This is a genomic window from Hoeflea sp. EC-HK425 (assembly GCF_902498795.1).
Taxonomy (GTDB): domain Bacteria; phylum Pseudomonadota; class Alphaproteobacteria; order Rhizobiales; family Rhizobiaceae; genus Hoeflea; species Hoeflea alexandrii.
The window spans coordinates 1-21531 of the sequence record NZ_LR701556.1; the positions used below are offsets into that span (position 1 = coordinate 1).

A 21531-nucleotide genomic window follows, 5' to 3' on the forward strand; every position below is an offset into this window, starting at 1 on the left:
TGAGCAGCCGATCGCCGTCATCGCACGGAGCGGTTCCCGGCGCTGGGTCGCGGCCGCAGATGCAGCGGCACGGAAGGTTGGTGTGAAGGTCGGCATGCCGGCGGCAAAAGCCCAGGCGCTCTTCCGCGACCTGATGCTCGTCGACGCCGATCCGGCGGCCGATGCCGCAGCACTGGAACGCATCACGCTTTGGGCGCTGACGCAATATTCTCCGATCGTCGCCATGGACCTTCCTGACGGGATCGTCATGGATACGGAGGGTGCCGACCATCTACAGGGTGGCGAGCAGATCATGCTGACCGCGACCGCGAACCGGTTCCGCGCCAAATCTCTCACCGCCCGCGTCGCCATTGCCGACACCTGGGGCGCGGCGCACGCCTGCGCCCGCGCGATTGCGCGCGAAACCGTCATCGTGCCCGCGGGCGAAACGGCGCGCGCTGTCGATCGTCTGCCCATTTCTCTGCTGCGTCTCCCCGACCAGGTCGTTGGCGATCTGAGGACACTTGGATTTCAGACCATCGGCCAGTTGTCAGCGACGGCCCGCGCCCCCCTCGCCCTTCGCTTCGGTCCGGAGATCGGGCGCCGGCTCGATCAGATGTATGAGCGCATGGCCGAGCCCATCGATCCGATCCGCACGCCTGAAATCGTCGAGGTCAGCAAGGCTTTTGCCGAGCCGATCGGTGCGGCCGAGACGATCAACCGGTATGTGGCCGGTCTCGTGACGAACCTCGTCGGCGAGCTGCAGCGTCGTGGGCATGGCGTCCGGCGCACCGACCTCCTTATTGAAAAGGTCGATGGCACGCGGCAAGCCATTCGCGCCGGCACGGCCAAACCATCGCGCGATGTCGCCTGGTTGACCAAGCTGTTCCGCGATCGCACCGAGAAGATCGAGCCGGGCTTCGGCATCGAGCGGCTGACGCTGGTCGCGGTCATGAGCGAGCCACTGGAAGAGGTTCAAAAAGTCTCGTCGCTGGTCGAAGATCAGGTGACGGACGTCGTGCCGCTGATCGACGTTTTTGTGAATCGCGGCCAAAAGGTCTACCGCGTGACGCCGTTCGCCAGCGATGTTCCGGAACGCAGCGTGCGGCGGATCGATCCGGCGGCGGCCGCAGCCGGCGCGACGTGGACACAGCACTGGCCGCGACCGGTTCGCCTCCTCGCCCGGCCGGAGCTGATCGAGGTGATCGCGCTGATGCCGGACCATCCTCCGGTGTCGATCACCTGGCGGGGAAAGCGACGGCGGGTGAAGCGTGCCGATGGGCCTGAGCGGATCTTCGGCGAATGGTGGACACGCGATGCCGAGTATGCGGTGGTGCGCGACTATTTTGTCGTTGAGGATGACGCCGGCGAGCGTCTTTGGATCTATCGCAGCGGCGACGGGGTCGATCCGGCGACCGGATCGCATCGCTGGTTCATGCACGGGATATTCGCATGAGTTACGCAGAGCTTCAGGTCACGACGCATTTCTCGTTTTTGCGCGGTGCTTCGTCGGCCGCCGAACTGTTTGCGACGGCCAAGGCGCTCGGAATCTCGGCGCTGGGCGTGGTCGACCGCAATTCACTGGCCGGCATCGTTCGGGCATTGGAGGCGGCGCGCGAAACGAAACTCCGCCTGGTCGTCGGCTGTCGCCTCGATCTTCAGGGCGGGATGTCGATCCTCGTCTATCCGACCGACCGCGCCGCCTATTCGCGGCTGACCCGCCTTCTCACGCTCGGCAAAAGCCGGGGCGGCAAGGCGGCCTGCATCCTCCATCTCACCGATGTGGCCCAGTATGCGGAGGGATTGATCGGCGTGCTCGTCCCGGACCTGCCGGACGAGACTTGCGCCGTGCAGTTGCGCAAGATGGCGGACATTTTTGGCGACCGCGCCTATATGGCGCTCACGCTGCGCCGCCGGCCGCGCGACCAGTTGCGGCTGCACAATCTGTCGAACCTCGCCACCCGTTTCAACGTGCGCCCGGTGGTCACGAACGACGTGCTGTTTCACGATCCGGACCGCCGCCAGCTGCAGGATGTCGTGAGCTGCATCAGGACGCATTCCACCATCGATGACGTCGGGTTTTCGCGGGAGCGCCATGCGGACCGCTATTTGAAACCGCCGGAGGAAATGGAGCGACTTTTTCCCCGCTATCGTGAGGCGCTGGCGCGCACGATGGAGATCGTCGCGCGTTGTCGGTTCTCGCTGGAGGAGCTGACCTACCAATATCCCGAGGAAGCAATTGTTCCCGGCAAGGATGCGCAGGCGTCGCTGGAGCATTATGTCTGGGAAAGCGTGCCGGACCGGTATCCGGAAGGACTGCCGGCGAAGACGCTGCAGATCGTCCGGCACGAACTCGACCTGATCAAGGCGATGCAATATGCGCCCTATTTTCTCACGGTGTTTTCTATCGTCCGCTACGCCCGCTCGCAAGGCATTCTCTGCCAGGGGCGCGGCTCGGCCGCCAATTCCGCGGTCTGCTATATTCTCGGCATCACCTCGATCGACCCGGAAACCAATGACCTGCTGTTCGAGCGATTTGTTTCTCGGGAGCGCGATGAGCCTCCAGACATCGATGTCGATTTTGAACATGCCCGGCGCGAAGAGGTCATCCAATGGATCTACAAGAGTTATGGGCATGACAAGGCGGCGCTCTGCGCGACCGTGACCCGGTATCGCGCAAAGGGCGCGATCCGGGACGTGGGCAAGGCGTTGGGCCTGCCGGAAGACGTGATCAAGGCGCTCTCGTCTGGCATGTGGTCATGGTCGGAGGAGGTCAGCGATCGCAACGTTCGCGAACTCAATCTCAATCCTCAAGATCGGCGCCTGGTTCTGACGCTGAAGCTCGCGCAGCAGCTGATGGGTGCGCCGCGGCATCTCGGTCAGCACCCTGGCGGCTTTGTGTTGACGCATGATCGACTGGATGACCTCGTGCCGATCGAGCCCGCTGCCATGCAAGACCGACGTATCATTGAATGGGATAAGGATGACGTCGAGGCGTTGAAGATGATGAAGGTCGATGTGCTGGCGCTCGGCATGCTGACCTGCATGTCCAAGGCCTTCGACCTGATCCGTGAGCACAAGGGCCGCGATCTCGATCTCGCGAAGATTGAGCCGGAGGACCCGAAGACCTACGAGATGATCCGGCGGGCCGATACCCTCGGCACCTTCCAGATCGAGAGCCGCGCGCAGATGTCCATGCTGCCACGGATGAAGCCGCGGACGTTTTATGACCTGGTCATTCAGGTGGCAATTGTCCGGCCCGGGCCGATCCAGGGCGACATGGTCCATCCCTACCTGCGCCGGCGCGAGGGTAAAGAACAGCCGGAATATCCGACGCCGGAACTGGAGGCGGTGTTGAGCAAAACGCTCGGGGTGCCGCTCTTTCAGGAGTCGGCGATGCGGGTTGCGATGGTCTGTGCCGGCTTTACCGGGGGTGAGGCGGACCAACTCAGGAAGAGTATGGCCACCTTCAAATTCACCGGCGGGGTCAGCCGCTTCAAGGACAAGCTCGTCAACGGGATGGTCGCCAACGGCTATTCCGCGGAATTCGCCGAGAAGACCTTCAGCCAGCTTGAGGGCTTCGGCTCCTACGGCTTCCCGGAATCGCACGCGGCGTCGTTCGCGCTCGTCGCCTATGCCAGCAGCTTCGTGAAATGCCACTATCCGGACGCCTTCTGCGCGGCGTTGTTAAATTCCCAGCCGATGGGATTTTATGCGCCCGCCCAGATCGTTGGCGATTGTCGCCGGCATGGCGTGGAGGTGAGGCCTGTCTGCGTCAACCATTCGCGCTGGGACTGCACATTGGAACCGGTCGGCGATGGCGATCGCCATGCCGTTCGTCTTGGCATGCGCATGGTGCGCGGATTGGCTACTGCCGATGCAGCGACGATCGTCGCCGCCCGCGCTGATCAACCGTTCGAGAGTGTCGACGATATGTGGCGCCGCTCCGGTGTACCGGCGGCGTCTCTTGTGGAACTGGCCGAAGCCGATGCCTTTCTTCCGTCCCTCCAGCTTGAGCGGCGTGACGCGCTCTGGGCAATCAAGGCGCTGCGCGATGAACCTCTCCCGCTGTTCGCCGCCGCGGCCAACCGCGAGGCACGCGCCATTGCTGAGCAACAGGAACCAGATGTCGAACTGCGGCAGATGTCGGAAGGGCACAACGTCGTCGAGGATTATAGCCACGCCGGGTTAACCCTGCGCGAGCATCCCGTTTCCTTCCTCCGCCGGGATCTCGCGGAGCGGAGCATCGTCACCTGCCAGGAGGCGATGTCCGCTCGTGACGGTCGTTGGCTGATGACAGCGGGCCTCGTTCTCGTCCGGCAAATGCCGGGCAGCGCGAAAGGGGTGATGTTCATCACCATCGAGGACGAAACGGGCCCTGCGAACGTCGTCGTCTGGCCGAAGCTCTTCGAACGCCGCCGGCGCGTGGTGCTCGGCTCATCGATGATGGCGATCAATGGTCGCATTCAGCGCGAAGGCGAGGTTGTGCATCTCATCGCTCAGCAGGTGTTTGATCTCTCCGCCGATTTGTCGAGCCTGTCCGAGCGAGATACTGCTTTCCGGCTTCCTTCTGGCCGCGGCGATGAATTCACACATGGCGGTGGACCGGACCCGCGCGTCCGGCAAGCGCAAGGCGTGCGCCCGCGCGATATGTTCACGCCCTTATGCCGAATTCCGCATAACGGAATTTATCCCGAGCCCGAGACTATGCCGAACGCATTCCCCAAAGCCCGAGATTTCCGGTAGGTCGGGATCGTAAGCTCGGCATAATATGCAGTCTCCGCTACCCCCAACTTAGCGGAGACAGGCATGACAGGAATCCCTTTAGAGACTTCCGCGTTCTGGCAACCGATCGAGGCATGGCCGCATCGCGCTTGCGTCATCTCGTTGATCGAGGAGATGACGGGCGAGGGCTATGCTGTGAGAACGATACGCGCGACGGTTCAGATAATAAGCTCATTCCTGCGATGGAGCATCGATCGGTCCGAGCGAAGCCCACGGCAGATCGAGTATGCAGACATTGACTATTTTATCGGGAGCCGGGGCGCTGCTGGCGCCTTGCGCAATGGTGAGCGACGTGCGCTCCTACGCTTGCGAGCCAAACTTCTAGATATCGGGGCTGTATTCCGGCCTCATGCCAATGACGATCCTCGGCGGGAGGCCGCAGCCAACTATGCTGCCGATCTTCGCCGGAGGGGCTACGCCGAGCAAACGATCAGATCTCATCTTTGGTTCACGCAGCAGTTTCTCGATGCGGTATGGGTGGAGCATACCGGCGTCACCCGCCTAACGCATGACGATGTCCGCAGTTATCTTTCCGACCGCCTTGCCGAACTCAGCGCCGCCAGTGGAAAGGTGATGTGCTCGCGCCTGCGAGGCTTTCTTCGGTTTCTCCGGTCTTCAGGCACAACGACAGAAGATCTGGCTCTCGCAGTGCCGTCGGTAAGGAATTTGAGGCAGGCATCGCTTCCGTCATTTATGACGCCGATGCAATTGGAGCATGTTTTGCAGACCTGCGACCGGTCGACGATTGCTGGCAGGCGCGACTTTGCGGTCCTGCTCCTGCTTGCCCGGCTAGGCCTGCGCGCCTGCGAGGCAGCGACCCTATCACTCGATGACATTGACTGGCGGGCAGGGCTGGTTCGCGTGAAGGGCAAGGGCGGGAGGATCGCGACCATGCCCCTCCCGCAAGAGGTTGGTGCGGCGATCGCGGACTATATCTTACAAGGCCGTCCGCAATCGGGTTCGCGGACAATCTTCCATCGGGTGGATGCGCAGCGACAATCAAGGTGAGATTCAGCGTCAATCAGGATGAGACTCGCGCCGGGGTGTGACGGAGGGAGGGTGTAGCCCGACCATAGTCATACCCCGGCGCGGCGCAGATTTTCGACGTCTCATGATCGCGGTCGGTCCGGTACGTTTTCGGTTTTCTGGATTGGAGAACCAGTTTGTGCCGGGTCGCCATGTAACCGATCATCAGACGAGATTATTCATGAAGTACCGACAAACGCATTCCGTAGAGGTCGCTGCCGCAAAGGCGTCGATCAGCCGGGCTACGGCCTACCGTCTCGATAAAGAGACGCGGCTTCCATCTCAGAGCAAAGCGCCACGTGGGCGTCGTCGCCCTGATCCGCTTGAACCGATATTCGATACGGAAGTTGTCCCGCTCCTCAAGGCAGCACCTGGTATCCGCGCCGTCGCCGTTTACAACGAGATACTGCGACGACATCCGGAATTGCCTGAAGGCATCCGCCGCACGCTCGAGCGACGCATCCGATCATGGCGTGCTGTTCATGGTGAAGCACAGGAAGTGATCTTCCGCCAGGCGCACGAGCCAGGTCGGCTGGGTCTGTCGGATTTTACCGACATGAGCAGCCTCGGCATCACAATCGCCGGCCAGCCACTTGATCATTTATTTTACCACTTCCGGCTGGTCTGGTCCGGGTTCGAGCATGCCCACGTCATTCTCGGCGGTGAGAGCTTCGTTGCACTGGCCGAAGGTCTTCAGAATGCCCTGTGGTCTGTGGGCGGCGCGCCGCTTTATCACCGCAGCGACAGCCTGTCGGCCGCCTTCCGCAATCTCGATGCCGATGCCAAGGTCGATCTCACACACCGCTACGAGGAGCTTTGCTCCCATTATCGCATGACGCCCACACGCAATAACAAGGGTGTCGCGCATGAGAACGGCTCGATCGAAAGTTCTCATGGCCATCTCAAGAATGCCGTTCGTGATGCCCTGCTGATGCGCGGCACCAGGGACTTCGATGATCTCGGCTCTTACCGGGCCTTCATCGACGAGATCGTCAGCCGGCGCAATGCCGCCCATGGCAAGCGGATCGATGCCGAGCGGTCCCATTTGCAAGCGCTACCCGAGCGCCGCACCACGGACTTCGAAGAGATCGTCGTGACGGTGTCACGCACCGGCGGCTTTACCTTGCGCAAGGTCTTCTACACCGTGCCGTCCCGCCTCATCGGACACAGGTTGCGGGTGCGCTTGTTCGACGATCGGCTGGATGTCTTTGTCGGGGGTACGCACCTGATGACGCTGCGCAGGGGGCGTGGTCATGCCGATGGGAGGCACGACCAGGTCGTCAACTATCACCACGTCATCCATTCCCTGCGCAAAAAGCCGATGGCGCTCCGTGGTCTCGTTTATCGCGACAAGCTCTTCCCGCGCCAGGAATACCGCAGAGCGTTCGAGGCCCTCATCGAGCATCTTCCCGACAAGCAGGCTTGCAAGATCACCGTCGAGCTTCTGGCGCTGGCGCATGACCGCGGCTGCGAGCGCGAACTTGCAGAAGAATTGGCCAGAATACTCGATGCCGGCGACCTACCTGATCTGGCTTCCATGCGAGCGCTCTTCGGCCCGGACCCAGCCAGGCTACCGATAGTTCATGTGCAACTCGCATCGCTCAACGGCTACGAGGCCTTGATCGGGACGGGAGAAGCAGCATGAAGACCGCCCATGTCATCGATGAAGCACGGCTCGGCATCATGCTCAACGAGCTTCGGCTGCCGACGATCAAGACGCTGTGGCCGCAATTTGCTGAACAGGCAGACCGGGAAGGATGGCCAGCAGCTCGCTTCCTCTCTGCGATTGCCGAGCACGAACTGGCCGAGCGTGCCCATCGCAGGATTGAAAGGCATCTCGCCGAAGCGCATTTGCCGCCCGGAAAGACGCTCGATAGCTTCGCTTTCGACGCCGTGCCCATGATCTCGAAGGCACAGGTCATGGCGATAACCGCCGGCGACAGTTGGCTCGCCAAAGGAGCCAATATCCTCATGTTCGGTCCACCCGGCGGCGGAAAGAGCCATCTCGCCGCTGCCATCGGCCTCGCACTGATCGAGAACGGATGGCGCGTGCTGTTCACGCGAACCACTGATCTGGTACAGAAGCTACAAGTTGCCCGCCGGGAACTGCAGCTCGAATCCGCTATCGCTAAACTCGACAAGTTCGACCTGCTCATCCTCGATGATCTCGCCTACGTCACCAAGGACCAAGCCGAAACGAGCGTGCTCTTCGAGCTGATCTCGGCACGATACGAGCACAGATCGATCCTGATCACCGCGAACCAGCCTTTTGGAGAGTGGAACCGGGTCTTCCCCGATCCTGCCATGACGCTCGCAGCAGTCGACCGGCTCGTACACCATGCCACGATCTTCGAGATGAATGTCGAAAGCTACAGGCGCAGAACCGCGCTTGAGGAAAAGCGCCAACGGGGCCGACCCGCGTCCTTCGCGACAATCAGGAACTCGGCGCAGTTTGTCGCGGAGCGGCAATCAGAAAACGCAGAAGAGCTTGCCAGCGACAATCAGCATGATAGCTTGATCTCGACCGCGACATAAGAATCTCATCCAGATTGTCGCCCGCGTCTCATCCTGATCGTCGCGCTATAGGGTGGAGACGCCACGCACGCCATTTCGATCATCCACACCTGTTATCCTTATTGCACGAAGGGCTTTGGAGCGCGCGGGCGTATCCGGACTGCGATCGCATCATGCTCATGTGTTCAGGCACAGCCTTGCGACCACGGCGATCCGATCCGGCGCGACGCTGGCAGAGATTGGCCAGCTTCTGCGTCACAGGGAGCCCGACACCACGAGGATTTATGCCAAGCTCGACATAGAGACACTCCGTTCTCTTTCTCGGCCGTGGGGAGGAGCAGCGCAATGACCGACCTGAAGGACGCCCTCGATCAATATCTGACGTTACGTCGATCCCTCGGATATAAGCTCCAGAACCAGGAACGTCGGCTTCGCAATTTCGTGGAATACGCCCGGTCGCGCGGCGAGCGATACATCACTTCCAAGCTCGCGGTTGAATGGGCAGGGCACCAATGCGGGGCGCCGACCTGGTCATCACGCCTATCGACGCTTCGGTCTTTCGCTCGGCATGTCGCTGTCGTGGAGCCTCGAACCGAGATTCCGCCATCCGGGATATTTCCGCCTCAGCGCCGGCGGCGACCGCACATCTATTCGGACGAGCAGATATCCGACCTCCTGGCGACAATGCCCGCCTTGCATCCGAACAGTCTGCGCGGGCGAACCTATCAGTGTTTCTTTGGCCTGCTTGCCTCCACAGGCGTTCGTTTCTCGGAAGCTGCCGGGCTGCAACGAGACGACGCTGATCTCACGGCCGGGGTTTTGACAATCCGACAAACGAAGTTCGGAAAGAGCCGCATCGTTCCTCTCCATCACAGCACCACCCAGGCACTCGCTCGCTACGCCGCGGAGCGAGATGTCTGCTTGGCAAGGCGCGCCGGCGACTTCTTTTTCACAGGAGAGAATGGCTGCCGCTTGAACCATGCAAACCCGCACTATTCCTTCATCGTATGGACGTATCAGGCGGGCTTGCGGAAGCCTGGAGTCTCGCGCGGACCAAGAATCCATGACTTGCGTCACACCTTCGCTGTTCGCACTCTGCTCAGCTGGTACGAACGAGGCGAGGATATCGAGCGACGGCTCCCCGAGCTGTCGACCTTTCTTGGTCACACCCACATTCGAGACACCTACTGGTATCTATCGGCACATCCGAAACTGCTGGACCAAGCGAAGCTGCGGCTCGAAGCAAGTTGGGAGGCACCGGAATGACCAATGTGCTTCCCCGTTTGATCGAGCGCTTCTTCACCCAGCGCCTCATGCGCCAGCGCAATGTGAGCCCGCACACGATCGCGTCCTATCGCGATACCTTCAAGCTGTTCCTGAAGTTTACCCATCGCCGGACCGGTTGTCGCCCGTCGTCCCTCCAGCTTGAAGCCTTTGACGCGGAGCTGGTGATCGCCTTCCTCGATGATCTGGACGTCGAGCGCAAGGCAAGCCCTGCTACGCATAATCTCAGGCTAACCGCGATCAGGGCATTCTTCCGTTTTCTGGCGTTCGAGGAGCCTGCCTACAGTCACCAAATTCAACGTGTTCTCGCGATACCGGGCAAGATCGGGACTAAACGAGAGGTTCAGTTCCTGGACCGTGGCGAGATCGAAGCCATCTTGTCGGCCCCCGATCGACATTCGTGGGTCGGCCGCCGCGATCACGCCCTGCTGCTGACCGCAGTGCAGACCGGGCTTCGTCTTTCCGAGCTTGTAGGTCTGGATCGTGATGCGGTCACGTTGGGGACCGCGAGCCAAATCCGATGTTTCGGGAAGGGGCGTAAGGAGCGCGTCACGCCGATCACCAAGCTGTTGAACGGCACGCTCAAAGGATGGATGGAGGAGCCACAAAAACGCAATAGCAATGTGCTCTTCCCGACGGTCCACGGCGCGCGGATGAGTGCTGATGCTGTACAATACCTGCTGGCAAAATATGTGGCGAAAGCAGCCGAACGGTGCCCTTCGCTACGAGCCAAGCGAATTTCTCCGCACGTTCTTCGACATAGCGCTGCCATGGAACTGTTGGGGGCCGGTGTTGATACGACGGTGATATCGTTGTGGCTTGGACACGAGTCTACGCGATCGACCCAGCCATATCTTCATGCCCATCTGGCCATCAAGGAAGCGGCGCTCGCAAAAGTTCAGCCTTTTGAGGGAACAGCTTACCGCCGATTTAAGGCGGGTGACGCGCTACTGTCGTTCCTCGACCAGCTCTGACCATCTGGTCCCAATGATGTCGTAGCTTGAGCCGCGGCATCATCCATCACCAGCCGGATTGACATCAGCAACATATCCTATATTCTGGATATATGGATAATAATACAGCGATAGCGGCGCTCGGCGCCTTGGCCCAGACCACGCGGCTTGAGACTTTCCGGCTTCTCGTTCGGCACGAGCCCGATGGCATCCCGGCCGGCGAACTGGCCCGTCTCATCGACGTGCCGCAGAACACGATGTCGGCGCATCTCGCGACGCTGTCGCGGGCGGGACTGGTCACGAGCGAGCGGCAGAGCCGGTCGATCATTTACCGCGCCGACCTTAACGGCCTGCGCGAGTTGACGCTGTTCCTGCTGAAGGATTGCTGCGGCGGATCAACGGAGCTGTGCGCCCCGCTGATCGCCGAGTTGGCGCCCTGCTGCAGCCCGGAGGCGACGATGTCATGAGCACGATCAAGCTGGAGCAGATCAAAGGCAACGACACCGATCTCAAGGCGGCGTTGACCGACGCCCATCTGCCCATCGACGACATCGAGGACGGCGGCCGGACCTTCTTCAAGGCGCTGTCAGCGGATGGCCGGGTTATCGGTTTCTCCGGCGTTGAGCGCTGCGGTGACGATTACCTTCTCCGCTCGCTCGTCGTGCTTCCCGATCATCGTGGCCAAAGTCTGGGCTCCGCCTTGACCAACGAGACATTGGCGGGCCTCGGCGGCGCAGGCGACGTCTTCCTCGCGACGACCAGCGCAGCACCGTTCTTCGCGCGCATCGGATTTTCTGAAGTCCAGCGGAGCAGCGTGCCCGCAGCAGTGCTGGCGACGCGCCAGCTTTCCTCCATCTGCCCATCATCGGCAACCATTATGAGGCTCACCAAGCCGCCGACCTAACCACGGACCCCTACCATGACCGACAAGACCTACAACGTGCTGTTCCTCTGCACGGGCAATTCCGCTCGTTCTATTCTCGCCGAATCCATCCTCAACAAGGAGGGCGGCGGGCGGTTCAGAGCCTTCTCCGCGGGCAGCCAGCCGAAGGGCGAAGTCAATCCACACGCCCTGACAGAATTGGAAGCGCTCGGCTATCCGTCGACGGGCTTCTCGTCGAAGAGCTGGGATGTCTTCGCGGAGCAGGACGCGCCGCAGATGGACTTCATCTTTACCGTGTGCGATAGCGCCGCCGGCGAGGCGTGCCCCGTCTGGATCGGCCATCCGATGACCGCCCATTGGGGCGTCGAGGACCCGGCAGCCGTCATCGGATCGGAAGTCGAGATCCAGCGTGCCTTCGCCCAGGCCGCCCGCTTCCTCAAGAACCGCATTACGGCCTTCATCAATCTCCCGCTGGAATCCATCGATCGCATGGCGCTCGAGACCAGGCTCCGTCAGATCGGCGCGATGGAGGGATCGACAAAGCCCGAAGGAAAGTCGGCCTGATGTCCACCTTCGAACGCTATCTGACCATCTGGGTCTTCCTTTGCATCATCGTCGGCGTGGCCCTTGGTCATTTCATGCCCGGCCTCTTCCAGATCATCGGCGCGGCCGAGATCGCCAGGGTGAACATTCCCGTCGCCATCCTGATCTGGCTGATGATCATCCCCATGCTACTGAAGATCGATTTCCGGTCTCTGGCGCAGGTCGGAACCTTCTGGCGCGGTATCGGCGTGACCCTGATCATCAACTGGGCGGTCAAGCCGTTTTCCATGGCGCTGCTCGGCTGGCTGTTCATCGGCTGGCTGTTCCGCCCCTATCTGCCTGCCGATCAGATCGACTCCTACATCGCCGGACTGATCATCCTCGCCGCTGCCCCCTGCACGGCCATGGTCTTCGTCTGGAGCAACCTGACACGCGGCGAACCGCTGTTCACCTTGTCGCAGGTCGCGCTGAACGACGCGATCATGGTCGTCGCCTTCGCGCCGATCGTCGGCCTGCTTCTCGGCCTTTCCGCCATCACCGTGCCGTGGGATACGCTTGTCCTGTCGGTTGCCCTCTACATCGTCGTACCCGTCATCATCGCGCAGGTCATCCGCCGCCGACTAACGGCTGACGGAACGACGCGGGCGCTCGATCACATGCTCGCGAAGTTGCAGCCGGTCTCGCTGGTGGCACTTCTTGCAACCCTCATCCTGCTTTTCGCCTTCCAAGGCGAGCAGATCATCGCCCAACCCGCCGTCATCGGCTTGCTCGCCATCCCGATCCTGATCCAGGTCTATTTCAACTCCGGGCTCGCCTATCTCCTGAACCGGATGACCGGCGAACGGCATTGCGTTGCCGGCCCCTCGGCCCTGATCGGCGCCAGCAATTTCTTCGAACTCGCGGTCGCGGCCGCCATCAGCCTGTTTGGCTTCCAGTCCGGCGCAGCACTTGCCACCGTCGTCGGCGTGCTCATCGAGGTGCCGGTGATGCTGTCGGTCGTGTGGATCGTGAACCGCTCGAAGGATTGGTACGAGGCTGCCCCCGCCGTTTCCCGAACCACCGTTACCGAAAGGCACTGACCATGGATGCGATCATCTATCACAACCCCGCCTGCGGGACGTCCCGCAACACGCTGGCGCTGATCCGCGCTGCCGGCATCGAACCTGTTGTCATTGAGTATTTGCTGAACCCGCCGACGCGCGAGCAGCTTGCGACGATGATCGCGGACGCTGGCTTGAACGTTCGGGAAGCTATTCGCGAGAAAGGCACGCCTTATGCCGAACTCGGTCTGGACAACCCAGACCTGACTAACGAGCAGTTGCTCGACGCGATGATCGCAACGCCGATCCTGATCAATCGCCCCTTCGTCGTGACGCCGCTCGGCACCCGGCTCGCCCGCCCGTCCGAAGCGGTGCTCGACATCCTGCCCGACACCTTCAAGGGGCCGTTCTTCAAGGAGGACGGTGAACAGGTTCTCGATGAGGAAGGAAAGCGCATTGCCTGACACATTTCCCGCATTGCAGGGCGATCACCTGCACCCAACCGATCTCGGCGCCCTGCGTCGGGCATTCTCCACGCACAAGCCGCGCATCCTGATCCTCTACGGTTCGTTGCGTGAGGTGTCCTATAGCCGCCTGCTCGCATTCGAGGCCCGCCGGTTGCTCGAACGGCTCGGATGTGAGGTTCGCATGTTTGATCCAAGGGGTCTGCCGCTGCCCGACGAAGCGCCGGTGAGCCATCCGAAGGTGCAGGAACTGCGCGATCTTTCGCAATGGTCGGAAGGGCAGGTCTGGGTGAGCCCGGAACGCCATGGCGCGATGACCGGCATCATGAAGTCCCAGATCGACTGGATTCCACTCTCGGTCGGATCGGTCCGACCGACGCAGGGTAAAACGCTTGCCGTTATGGAGGTCTCGGGCGGTAGCCAGTCCTTCAATGCCGTGAACCAGATGCGCATTCTCGGCCGCTGGATGCGGATGATCACCATCCCGAACCAATCCTCGGTCGCCAAAGCCTATCAGGAGTTCGACGCCGATGGCCGGATGAAGCCCTCATCCTATTACGACCGGGTGGTGGATGTGTGCGAGGAGCTGGTGAAGTTCACCATTCTTACGCGCGATGCTTCCGCCTATCTCACCGACCGCTACAGCGAGCGGAAAGAACAGGCGGACGAGCTTGAGAGGCGCGTATCGCTACGGTCAATCTGACCTAGCTGTGCCGCCACACCTTGACGGCGGAGATCAGGAGAATCGCGGCGAGCGCGGGCAACAGAACCGCGCTTGGGACGAGTCCGAGAAGCAGCCCGCCGACAAAGGCTCCGACCACCGAGCCGACGGCCATCACGAATAGGAAGGTCTTGTTGCGGCCAATGACCGCAAAACTTTTGTCCCAACTATATCGGGAGAAGCCGACGATCATCGTGGGCAGACTCACCGCGAGCGAGAGGCTACCTGCAAGCTTGATATCCGCGCCAAACAGCAAAATCAGCGTTGGAATAAGCAGTTCGCCGCCTGCAACACCAAGCAGCGACGCGACGATCCCGATCAGGAAGCCAGCGCCGACTCCTGCGGCGATTTGCGCCCATCCCTGAAGGAGCGGTTGATCAACCATGGCGTCGTGACCAAGCAGCAAGACTGCGGCGATTGCCACGAGCAAGGTCGCAATAACCTTGTAGAGGGTTTCGGACCGAAGGCGCGTTGCCCACGAAGCACCGACCCAAGCCCCCACCAAACTTCCGGCCAGAAGATTGGCGATGATATACCAGCGATCAGCGATCACACCGAATGGAACGGTCGATGCGCGGAAGGGCAATGCGGTCGCGACGACCACGAGGCTCATGGCCTTGTTGAGAACTACCGCTTCGAGAGCAGCGAAGTTGAACAATCCGATCAGCAGCGGAAGTCGGAACTCCGCACCGCCAAGACCGATCAACCCGCCTAACACCCCAATGATGCCGCCCCCTGCGAAGGCGGAAACAAGCTTTGTTTCCGGAAGTCCGTTGGTCGTATCTGTCATGGCGTATCTCGGTTATGCCCCGTGATATCACAGTGCTTGCCCCTATATGAGAGGCAAGCTCAGATCGGACGATTTCTATCCGCGTTCCGTCGCGACTCCGACAGAAAGCGTTCGTGCGGACAAGGCTACTGCAACGAATGCCGCAATACCGATGGAGCCGAGGGCTGCACTCAAGGCGAGTGATGCACCTATGCCGAACTGCTCCATCGTCGCGGCAAAGGCGAAGGGGGCCGCAGCGCCAGCAGCCAGTCTTGCCGCCGCCATCTTGCCAGTGAGCGCACCATACCCATCCGAGCCGAACAGGTGGAGCGGCAAGCTGCCCTGCGCGATGCTGTTGATGCCCGATCCGAGGCCGAGGCAAATCGAGAAGGCGACCGCGCCGGGGAGCCAGTTGCCGGACAGTGCAAGGATGACGACGCTCAGCACCATGAAGGCCGCGGAGAGAACCGCAAGGCCCGGCGGTGCGAGCCGCGTTCCGAAGATCATGTTGATCAGGCGGCTGAGAACCTGTGCCGGACCGAACAGCGAGCCGATGACGACGGCGGCACTTCCGAAGCCGAGTGTGCCGAGCATCGGCACCATATGCGCCAGCATCGCGCCAAGGGTGAAGCTGATCAGCGCGAATGCAGCCGACACGATGATCACCGCGCCGCGCCGACGCTCGCGCGGAATGGCCCCGACGACAGGTTCCCGCATCGGCCTTAGTCCGCCGGCCGCAGCCACCTTTCCCTTCCGCATAATCCAGACGTGGAAGGGCATACAGACCGCAAGATTGAGCACGGCATAGACGAGGTAGATTTCCCGCCACGAGAGATAGCCGAGCAGCGCCGTGGCAATCGGCCAGAAGATCGTCGAGGCAAATCCCGCGATCAGGGTGAGATAGGTGATGCTGCGTGATGCGGACCGGGGATCAGCCTCGACCAGTGCCGCGAAAGCGGCTTGGTACTGGACCATGCCGGACGATATCTCCAACAGGACGATAGCCAGCGCAAAGATCGCCACCGATGGCGACCACGCGCAGAGGATCAAGGTCAGGGTGGACAGCACCGAGCCAACCGCCATGACGGTCGATGCGCCGACGCCATCCATCTGCCGGCCGATATAGGGTGCCGAGAGGCCACCAACGAAGAGTGACGCGGAGAAGATGGCAAACACCTGTGCGATGGTGATGCCGAGATCCGCCGCCATGCCGGGCGCCAATATGCTGAAGCTATAGTAGAGCGTGCCGTAACCAATGATCTGGGTCAGGCCAAGTGCGGCGACGATGCCAACAGGAACGTTTGGATTACGCAACGATGTCGCCCTCGCTCCGAGTAGCGTCCGTCTTGCAGCAGCCATCGGACCGCTGCACACCCTCGCGGATCATCGGATGACCGGCGCAGCAGTCCTCCATGAGGAACTTTACGAGATCGGCCAGCGCATCGTAGCTGGCGCTATAGACGATCGAGCGGGATTCCCGTCGCTGCGCAATCAGGCCCGATCGCTCAAGCTCCTTCAGATGGAAGGACACGTTCGAGGGCGAGACGCCCATGCGTTCGGCGATCAGGCCAGCGGCAAGTCCGTCAGGTCCGGCGACGACGAGCGTTCGGACAATGGCGAGGCGGGTTTCCTGTGACAGGGCTGCGAATGACGTGAGGGCTTGACGCTCGTCCATATTTCAATAATCCTTGAATCATTGAATAATAGGAGTAGCGCACATGACCGCAATCGACAAGGCCCTTTCCTCCGATGTCACGCTTGGCCAGCTTCTCGATGGGCTGGCGGCCGCGCCCGAAGCGCCGCTGGTGTTTCTGTATGAAGGGCATACGGTGAAGGCGGGCTACCATGTCACCGAGGTTAAGGCAGGCGCTTTCTCGGCACTCGACTGTGGCGCCAATCCCGAAGCGTGGTCAGAAATGTTCATCCAGCTCTGGGATATCGATGAGGACGGCCGGAGCCACATGCCGGCGGGCAAGTTCTCCGCCATCATCCGCAAGGTTTCCGATCACGTTCGGCTTGATCCGGCGGCCAAGCTGACCTTTGAAGTTAGTGACGGAAATCGACCGATGGCCCTCTACTGCGCATCTTCGCCGCGCATGACCGAGGACAAAATCGAGGTGACGTTGGCCGCAAGGCCAGCAAGCTGCAAACCCCGTGATCGGTGGTTAGCAGAGAAGACTGCAGCAACAAATTCCTGCTGCGGCCCGGCAACGACCGGCTCTAAATGCTGCGCCTGAAAAGCAAGCTCTTGATCCGAATCGAACGGGCAACCCCATTGAGTTTTCTGAACTTTAACCTTCTGCGAAACCTACTGTATGTCGCACGAGACGGCTTTGCCGGCCGCGTCAAAGACGCGGATGTCCTGCCCGCGTACGGAAAAAGAAATGTCCTGCAGGCGCGCGAACGCGCTCTCTCCATCCACCTTGACCAGGAATTTGTCGCTGGTGCCGGGCAGGTCCAGATAGAGGATTTGCACCTCGCCGAGATGTTCGATGAGATCGATGGTTCCCGTGAAGGTCGGATCGTTTGCGACGCCGGCAACGACCCGCGTGTTTTCCGGGCGAATGCCAATCCTGACGGCCTCCCCTTTATTCAGCCTACCGGGCTCGACAGTCAGTTCAAGCGTGAGCCCGCAATCGAGCCGGCAGCGCGCCGATGTCCCCGTTCGCTCGACCACCGTGCCCTTCAAGATGTTCATTGCCGGTGAGCCAATGAACTGAGCGACGAAAAGGTTTGCCGGCTTGCGGTAGAGGTCGGTCGGCCTGCCGACCTGTTCGATGTGGCCATCCTTAAAGACGACGATGCGGTCCGCCAGCGTCATCGCCTCGACCTGGTCATGGGTGACGTAGATCATCGTCACGTCGGGCATGCTTTGCTTTAGCTTGGCGATCTCGATGCGGGTGGCGACGCGCAACGCAGCATCCAGATTGGAAAGCGGTTCATCGAACAGGAACACCCGTGGATTGCGGACGATGGCACGACCGATTGCCACACGCTGTCGCTGCCCGCCGGAAAGTGCCTTTGGCAGCCGTTGCAGGTATTTGTCGAGCTGAAGGATTTCGGCTGCTTTGCGCACCCGCGTATCGATCTCCGCTTTCTGCGTTCCCGCGATGCGCAGCCCGAAAGCCATGTTCTCGTAGACGGTCATATGCGGGTAGAGTGCATAAGACTGGAACACCATGGAGATGCCCCGCTTGGATGGCGCGACGGCGTTCATCCGCGCACCGTCAATGACAAGATCACCGGACGTAATCGTTTCCAGGCCGGCGATCGAGCGCAACAGGGTGGATTTCCCGCAGCCCGAGGGACCGACAAAGACGATGAACTCGCCCGACTTTATCTCCAGATCGATCCCGTGCAGGACTTCCAGTCCACTATAGGCCTTGCGGATATTTCTCAGCGACAGATCGGCCATCGTTCCATTCCGTTGTTCGATTTCAAAAGCACATGTCGTCAGGGCGCGAGCCCGGCCAGGAACCGCGTGATGGGGCCCGGTTTCCTGTCGAGAATTTCGAGGTCGTTCTTGCGCCGGATGGCGCGGCGAACGACCCGGGCGCCCAGATACCGCAGAGGCTCCGACGGCAGCCTCGTGCGCTTGCCGATGCCGACCAGACCGCATCGGCTCCAGATGTCGTCGCGCCCGAGGACGAGGCTCGCCATGATACGGCCGGCGACGGGCGCCTGCGCGATGCCGGTGCCGTTGAAGCCCATCGCATAGAAGATGTTTCCGTGGTCCTTCAGATGCCCGAAGACCGGCAGATGCTGCGCCGTGCAGTCGATCGGGCCGCTCCAGTCATGGAGCACCGGAACGTCCTTCAATTCGGGATAGACCCGGTGCATTTCGCGGATATTCTCCGCGCCGCCGTCGCCGCTCCGGTTGAAACGGGCGTCGATACAGTCGCCATAGGCGATGCCCCCCGTACCCCGGCCGAAGATCACCGTACCCTCGGGCGTGCGCTGGTAATAGAGGACATGCTGCTGTGCGTCGCAGATCGACGCCCCATCCGTCCAACCGATCCGCGCGAGGATATCGGGCGCGGGCGCCGTTGCGATGACCTGGCTGCTGACCACATAGAGATAGGGATGCAGTTCCGGAATGGCGGAGAGCCAGGCATTTGCGGCGAGCACCACCTTGCCGGCGGTCAGTGTTCCCTCCGCGGTTCGCAATTCGGGCCGGGGGCCTGGCACGATCTCTATCACCGGGCTGCGTTCGTGAAGGACGATGCCCCTCGAAAGCGCCAGACTGCGCAGGCCAATGGCGAGCTTTGCGGGCTGCACTGTCCCTGCCCTTTCCTCCAGAATGCCGACATAGGAGACGGCCGAGCCGGTGCGACGCAGGATGTCTTCGCGCCGAAGCGGACGGAAGCGGTCCTCGCCGAGCGCGCGGCAAAGTTCGGTCGCCGCCGTCCAGGCGCCTTCCTGGGCGGTCGAGCTGGCCGTCCACAGCCAGCCGTCGAGCCTCAGGTCCATCTCGATGGTGCCGGAGGCCTGCAGGCCGTTCAATTCCTCGATCGCGTCGGCGGTTGCCCGGCACAGCATGAGCGCGTCGTCTTCGCCGACAAGCGCGTGCAGCATGTCGATTTCGGCAAACCAGCTATGGACCTGGCCACCATTGCGACCCGAGGCACCGGAACCGCAGAAATCCGCTTCGAGCACGGTGATGCGGGTTTCGGGCGCCTGTTCCTTGATCCGGAGCGCGGTCCAGAGGCCGGCATAGCCGCCGCCGACGATGGCAACGTCGCAATCCGCGCTGCCCTGCAAAGGTGGCGCGACGGCATCCGCCGCGATGCTCTGCAGCCAAAACGAGCGATCGCCCTTTGGCGCCGCGACGGGCGGCCTCAGTGTGATGGTGTTCATGTTCCCGCCCTCTCCGTGCTGCCGATGACATCGACATATTTGTCAATCAGCCAGTCCGGGATGGCCCGGATGGGCTGCGGGAAGCCGCCGAGATGGGTGCAGGTTTCCGATGCCCTTTCGGCGGCGAGGTCGAGCGCCGCCTGCACGGGCAGGCCCGTGAAGAACCGCGACGCGATGAAGGTCGCGATGAAACTGTCGCCCGCGCCGCAAGTGTCGACGACGGTGACCGGCACGGAACCCGCCCTGGATGTCACGATTCCATCGTCGTGGAAGGAGCCGCGCTTGCCGCAGGTGACGACGACCTGCCGGGCACCTGCGGCCCTGAACTGCGCGATCAGCGGTTCGACCGGCTCTGCCGGATCGTCCGGGCCGGAGGCGAAGACCAGCGGCACGTCGTGCAGCGAAAGGTCGAAATGCCGGGTGGAAACGTCGATGCTGAAGTGAACGCCATCGGCGACGAGCCGGCGGACGAGCGTTTCGCTGGAATTCGTGCCGAGATGCACCCAGTCGGCTTGCCGTAGCGCCTTGTAGCGGTCTGCATCCGGAACGTAATTTTCCCCCACGCCGAGCGATTCAAGAAGGAAGCGCCGTTCGCCGGCGTCGTCCGTGAGCAACGTGACTGCCGATGCGCCGGGGCGGATCTCGACGTCATTGCGGTCGAGCCCCACCTCTTCGATGGCGGCGAGCATGATGTCGGCTTCCGCATCCGGCCCCAGCGCGCCGAAATAGCGGGCATGCAAACCGTGCCGCCGCCATTGCACGGCAACATTGAGGGCATTGCCGCCGACGGTGACGAACCCTTTGCTGAGATAGGCATCGAGGCAATTGTCACCGACAGCGATCAGGTTGGGATTGGCCGTCGTCATTCTGTGTCCGCTTCATCGAGATGGGGGGCAATGGCGTCGAGGCATCGCCGCCAGGCGGCAAGGGGATCGAGCGCATAGGAACCGTTGCCGAAAGGTTCGAAGGTCAGCGTGCCGGCGAAACCCTGCCTGCCGAGTTGTCCGAGATAGTCGCCGAGCGGCAGGTTGCCGTCGCCCCAGGCGAGATGCCCGGCTGGCGTTCCATCCACGATATGCACATGCGCGATGCGCTTGCCGAAGCGCTCGAAGTAGCCGTCGATGCTGTCGTTTGCCGTCGCCATGGCGACGAGATCGAGAACGATGTCGATATCGTCGCCGTCGAGCGCGCGCCAGAAGCTCTGAAGCGCGTCGGCATCGGTGACGATGTTGCTTTCGAGGCGCTGAAGGGGCTCCAGCAGGCAGCAGACGCCAAGCGAGCGTGCATGGGCCGCGATCCGGTTGATCGACTGGATCGAATTGCCCCAGGCGGTTTCGCGGCTTTCGCATTCGAAGCCGCGGCCCGGTGTCAGGAAAAGATACTTCGCACCAAGTTCCGCGCAAATATCCGCTGCGCGCAGGAAACGCTCGACGCTCGCCGCGCGATAGGCGCTGTCGCCGGATGCGATGTTGATCGGATAGAGGACCTGCTCGGGCGTGAAGCAGTGGACCGTCAGGCCGTTGTCGCCAAGGATCGCCCTCACCTCCGCAAGCCGCGAGCGATTGTCGTGGAAGAGATCGAGATGCGGGGCGACACCCCAGAACTCCATCCGCTGGAAGCCCATGCCGCTGAGTTTTTCGGCGGTCCAGCGGAAGGGGTGGTGCTGGAAGGAGAAGTTCGCACCGATGAGCTGTTGTCGTTTCAACATAATGC

Annotated in this window: 22 protein-coding genes; 15 read left to right on the plus strand and 7 right to left on the minus strand. The window is 61.6% G+C overall.

The genetic code is table 11. The features are described from left to right. From SPHINGO391_RS01375 to arsH, 14 genes are all read left to right on the plus strand, one after another. Positions 1 to 1435: DNA polymerase Y family protein (locus tag SPHINGO391_RS01375; protein WP_244615075.1), on the plus strand; the 1435-nt coding region annotated here is incomplete at its 5' end. Further along, positions 1432 to 4725 carry an error-prone DNA polymerase gene (locus tag SPHINGO391_RS01380; RefSeq protein ID WP_152007236.1) on the plus strand — a complete coding sequence of 1098 codons (3294 nt, stop codon included), beginning with the start codon at positions 1432 to 1434 and terminating at the stop codon, positions 4723 to 4725. The genes SPHINGO391_RS01375 and SPHINGO391_RS01380, both read left to right, overlap by 4 nt. Positions 4726 to 4788: 63 nt before the next feature. Then, on the plus strand, positions 4789 to 5772 hold the full coding sequence (locus tag SPHINGO391_RS01385; RefSeq protein ID WP_152007237.1) for a tyrosine-type recombinase/integrase: 984 nt from the start codon (positions 4789 to 4791) through the stop codon (positions 5770 to 5772). A 199-nt stretch (positions 5773 to 5971) separates the two neighbouring features. Then, on the plus strand, positions 5972 to 7435 hold the full coding sequence (gene istA / locus SPHINGO391_RS01390) for an IS21 family transposase (RefSeq protein ID WP_081870567.1): 1464 nt from the start codon (positions 5972 to 5974) through the stop codon (positions 7433 to 7435). Beyond that, positions 7432 to 8325 carry an IS21-like element helper ATPase IstB gene (gene istB / locus SPHINGO391_RS01395; RefSeq protein ID WP_024270374.1) on the plus strand — a complete coding sequence of 298 codons (894 nt, stop codon included), beginning with the start codon at positions 7432 to 7434 and terminating at the stop codon, positions 8323 to 8325. Before istA ends, istB begins: the two co-directional genes overlap by 4 nt. 52 nt (positions 8326 to 8377) lie before the next feature. Next, positions 8378 to 8653 carry a tyrosine-type recombinase/integrase gene (locus tag SPHINGO391_RS25315; protein ID WP_152007238.1) on the plus strand — a complete coding sequence of 92 codons (276 nt, stop codon included), beginning with the start codon at positions 8378 to 8380 and terminating at the stop codon, positions 8651 to 8653. Then, a complete protein-coding gene (locus SPHINGO391_RS01405) occupies positions 8650 to 9570 on the plus strand; it encodes a tyrosine-type recombinase/integrase (RefSeq protein WP_023515953.1) in 921 nt (306 codons plus the stop codon). The genes SPHINGO391_RS25315 and SPHINGO391_RS01405 overlap by 4 nt, the downstream gene beginning before the upstream one ends. Beyond that, the gene (locus tag SPHINGO391_RS01410) at positions 9567 to 10562 is read left to right on the plus strand and encodes a tyrosine-type recombinase/integrase (RefSeq protein WP_023515952.1); all 996 of its coding nucleotides are present in this window, start codon (positions 9567 to 9569) and stop codon (positions 10560 to 10562) included. The genes SPHINGO391_RS01405 and SPHINGO391_RS01410 overlap by 4 nt, the downstream gene beginning before the upstream one ends. A gap of 92 nt (positions 10563 to 10654) precedes the next feature. Further along, positions 10655 to 11008, plus strand: coding sequence for a metalloregulator ArsR/SmtB family transcription factor (locus SPHINGO391_RS01415; protein ID WP_023515951.1), 354 nt, complete (start codon positions 10655 to 10657; stop codon positions 11006 to 11008). Then, complete coding sequence (arsN2, locus tag SPHINGO391_RS01420) at positions 11005 to 11445, plus strand: arsenic resistance N-acetyltransferase ArsN2 (protein ID WP_023515950.1); 441 nt, start codon at positions 11005 to 11007, stop codon at positions 11443 to 11445. The genes SPHINGO391_RS01415 and arsN2 overlap by 4 nt, the downstream gene beginning before the upstream one ends. A gap of 15 nt (positions 11446 to 11460) precedes the next feature. Beyond that, positions 11461 to 11988, plus strand: a complete 528-nt coding sequence (locus SPHINGO391_RS01425) for an arsenate reductase ArsC (protein WP_023515949.1) — start codon at positions 11461 to 11463, stop codon at positions 11986 to 11988. Further along, positions 11988 to 13046, plus strand: coding sequence for an ACR3 family arsenite efflux transporter (gene arsB, locus SPHINGO391_RS01430; protein WP_152007239.1), 1059 nt, complete (start codon positions 11988 to 11990; stop codon positions 13044 to 13046). Before SPHINGO391_RS01425 ends, arsB begins: the two co-directional genes overlap by 1 nt. A gap of 2 nt (positions 13047 to 13048) precedes the next feature. Beyond that, a complete protein-coding gene (gene arsC, locus SPHINGO391_RS01435; RefSeq protein ID WP_023515947.1) occupies positions 13049 to 13471 on the plus strand; it encodes an arsenate reductase (glutaredoxin) in 423 nt (140 codons plus the stop codon). Further along, complete coding sequence (arsH, locus tag SPHINGO391_RS01440) at positions 13446 to 14174, plus strand: arsenical resistance protein ArsH (RefSeq protein WP_024270372.1); 729 nt, start codon at positions 13446 to 13448, stop codon at positions 14172 to 14174. Before arsC ends, arsH begins: the two co-directional genes overlap by 26 nt. A 1-nt stretch (position 14175) precedes the next feature. On the opposite strand, the gene SPHINGO391_RS01445 is transcribed toward arsH, so the two are convergent. The 3 genes from SPHINGO391_RS01445 to SPHINGO391_RS01455 all read right to left on the minus strand — a co-directional run bounded on the left by SPHINGO391_RS01445 (position 14176) and on the right by SPHINGO391_RS01455 (position 16636). Further along, positions 14176 to 14982: a sulfite exporter TauE/SafE family protein gene (locus SPHINGO391_RS01445; RefSeq protein WP_023515945.1), complete on the minus strand. Its 807-nt coding sequence runs from the start codon at positions 14980 to 14982 to the stop codon at positions 14176 to 14178. Between the two features lie 75 nt (positions 14983 to 15057). Further along, on the minus strand, positions 15058 to 16320 hold the full coding sequence (gene arsK / locus SPHINGO391_RS01450) for an arsenite efflux MFS transporter ArsK (RefSeq protein WP_081870566.1): 1263 nt from the start codon (positions 16318 to 16320) through the stop codon (positions 15058 to 15060). After that, positions 16268 to 16636, minus strand: coding sequence for a metalloregulator ArsR/SmtB family transcription factor (locus SPHINGO391_RS01455; protein WP_023515943.1), 369 nt, complete (start codon positions 16634 to 16636; stop codon positions 16268 to 16270). The genes arsK and SPHINGO391_RS01455 overlap by 53 nt, the downstream gene beginning before the upstream one ends. Positions 16637 to 16679: 43 nt before the next feature. Between SPHINGO391_RS01455 and SPHINGO391_RS01460 the strand changes: the two genes are divergently transcribed. Beyond that, the gene (locus SPHINGO391_RS01460; RefSeq protein WP_023515942.1) at positions 16680 to 17198 is read left to right on the plus strand and encodes a DUF6428 family protein; all 519 of its coding nucleotides are present in this window, start codon (positions 16680 to 16682) and stop codon (positions 17196 to 17198) included. A gap of 71 nt (positions 17199 to 17269) precedes the next feature. Here the strand turns inward: SPHINGO391_RS01460 and ugpC are convergent, their stop codons facing one another. The 4 genes from ugpC to SPHINGO391_RS01480 are packed head-to-tail and all read right to left on the minus strand — an operon-like array spanning position 17270 to position 21526. Then, positions 17270 to 18376 carry a sn-glycerol-3-phosphate ABC transporter ATP-binding protein UgpC gene (gene ugpC, locus SPHINGO391_RS01465; protein WP_023515941.1) on the minus strand — a complete coding sequence of 369 codons (1107 nt, stop codon included), beginning with the start codon at positions 18374 to 18376 and terminating at the stop codon, positions 17270 to 17272. A gap of 38 nt (positions 18377 to 18414) precedes the next feature. Continuing rightward, complete coding sequence (locus SPHINGO391_RS01470) at positions 18415 to 19818, minus strand: FAD-binding oxidoreductase (protein ID WP_023515940.1); 1404 nt, start codon at positions 19816 to 19818, stop codon at positions 18415 to 18417. Continuing rightward, a complete protein-coding gene (locus SPHINGO391_RS01475) occupies positions 19815 to 20684 on the minus strand; it encodes a PfkB family carbohydrate kinase (RefSeq protein ID WP_023515939.1) in 870 nt (289 codons plus the stop codon). Before SPHINGO391_RS01475 ends, SPHINGO391_RS01470 begins: the two co-directional genes overlap by 4 nt. Continuing rightward, the gene (locus tag SPHINGO391_RS01480) at positions 20681 to 21526 is read right to left on the minus strand and encodes a sugar phosphate isomerase/epimerase family protein (RefSeq protein ID WP_023515938.1); all 846 of its coding nucleotides are present in this window, start codon (positions 21524 to 21526) and stop codon (positions 20681 to 20683) included. Before SPHINGO391_RS01480 ends, SPHINGO391_RS01475 begins: the two co-directional genes overlap by 4 nt. Positions 21527 to 21531 lie beyond the last annotated feature (5 nt).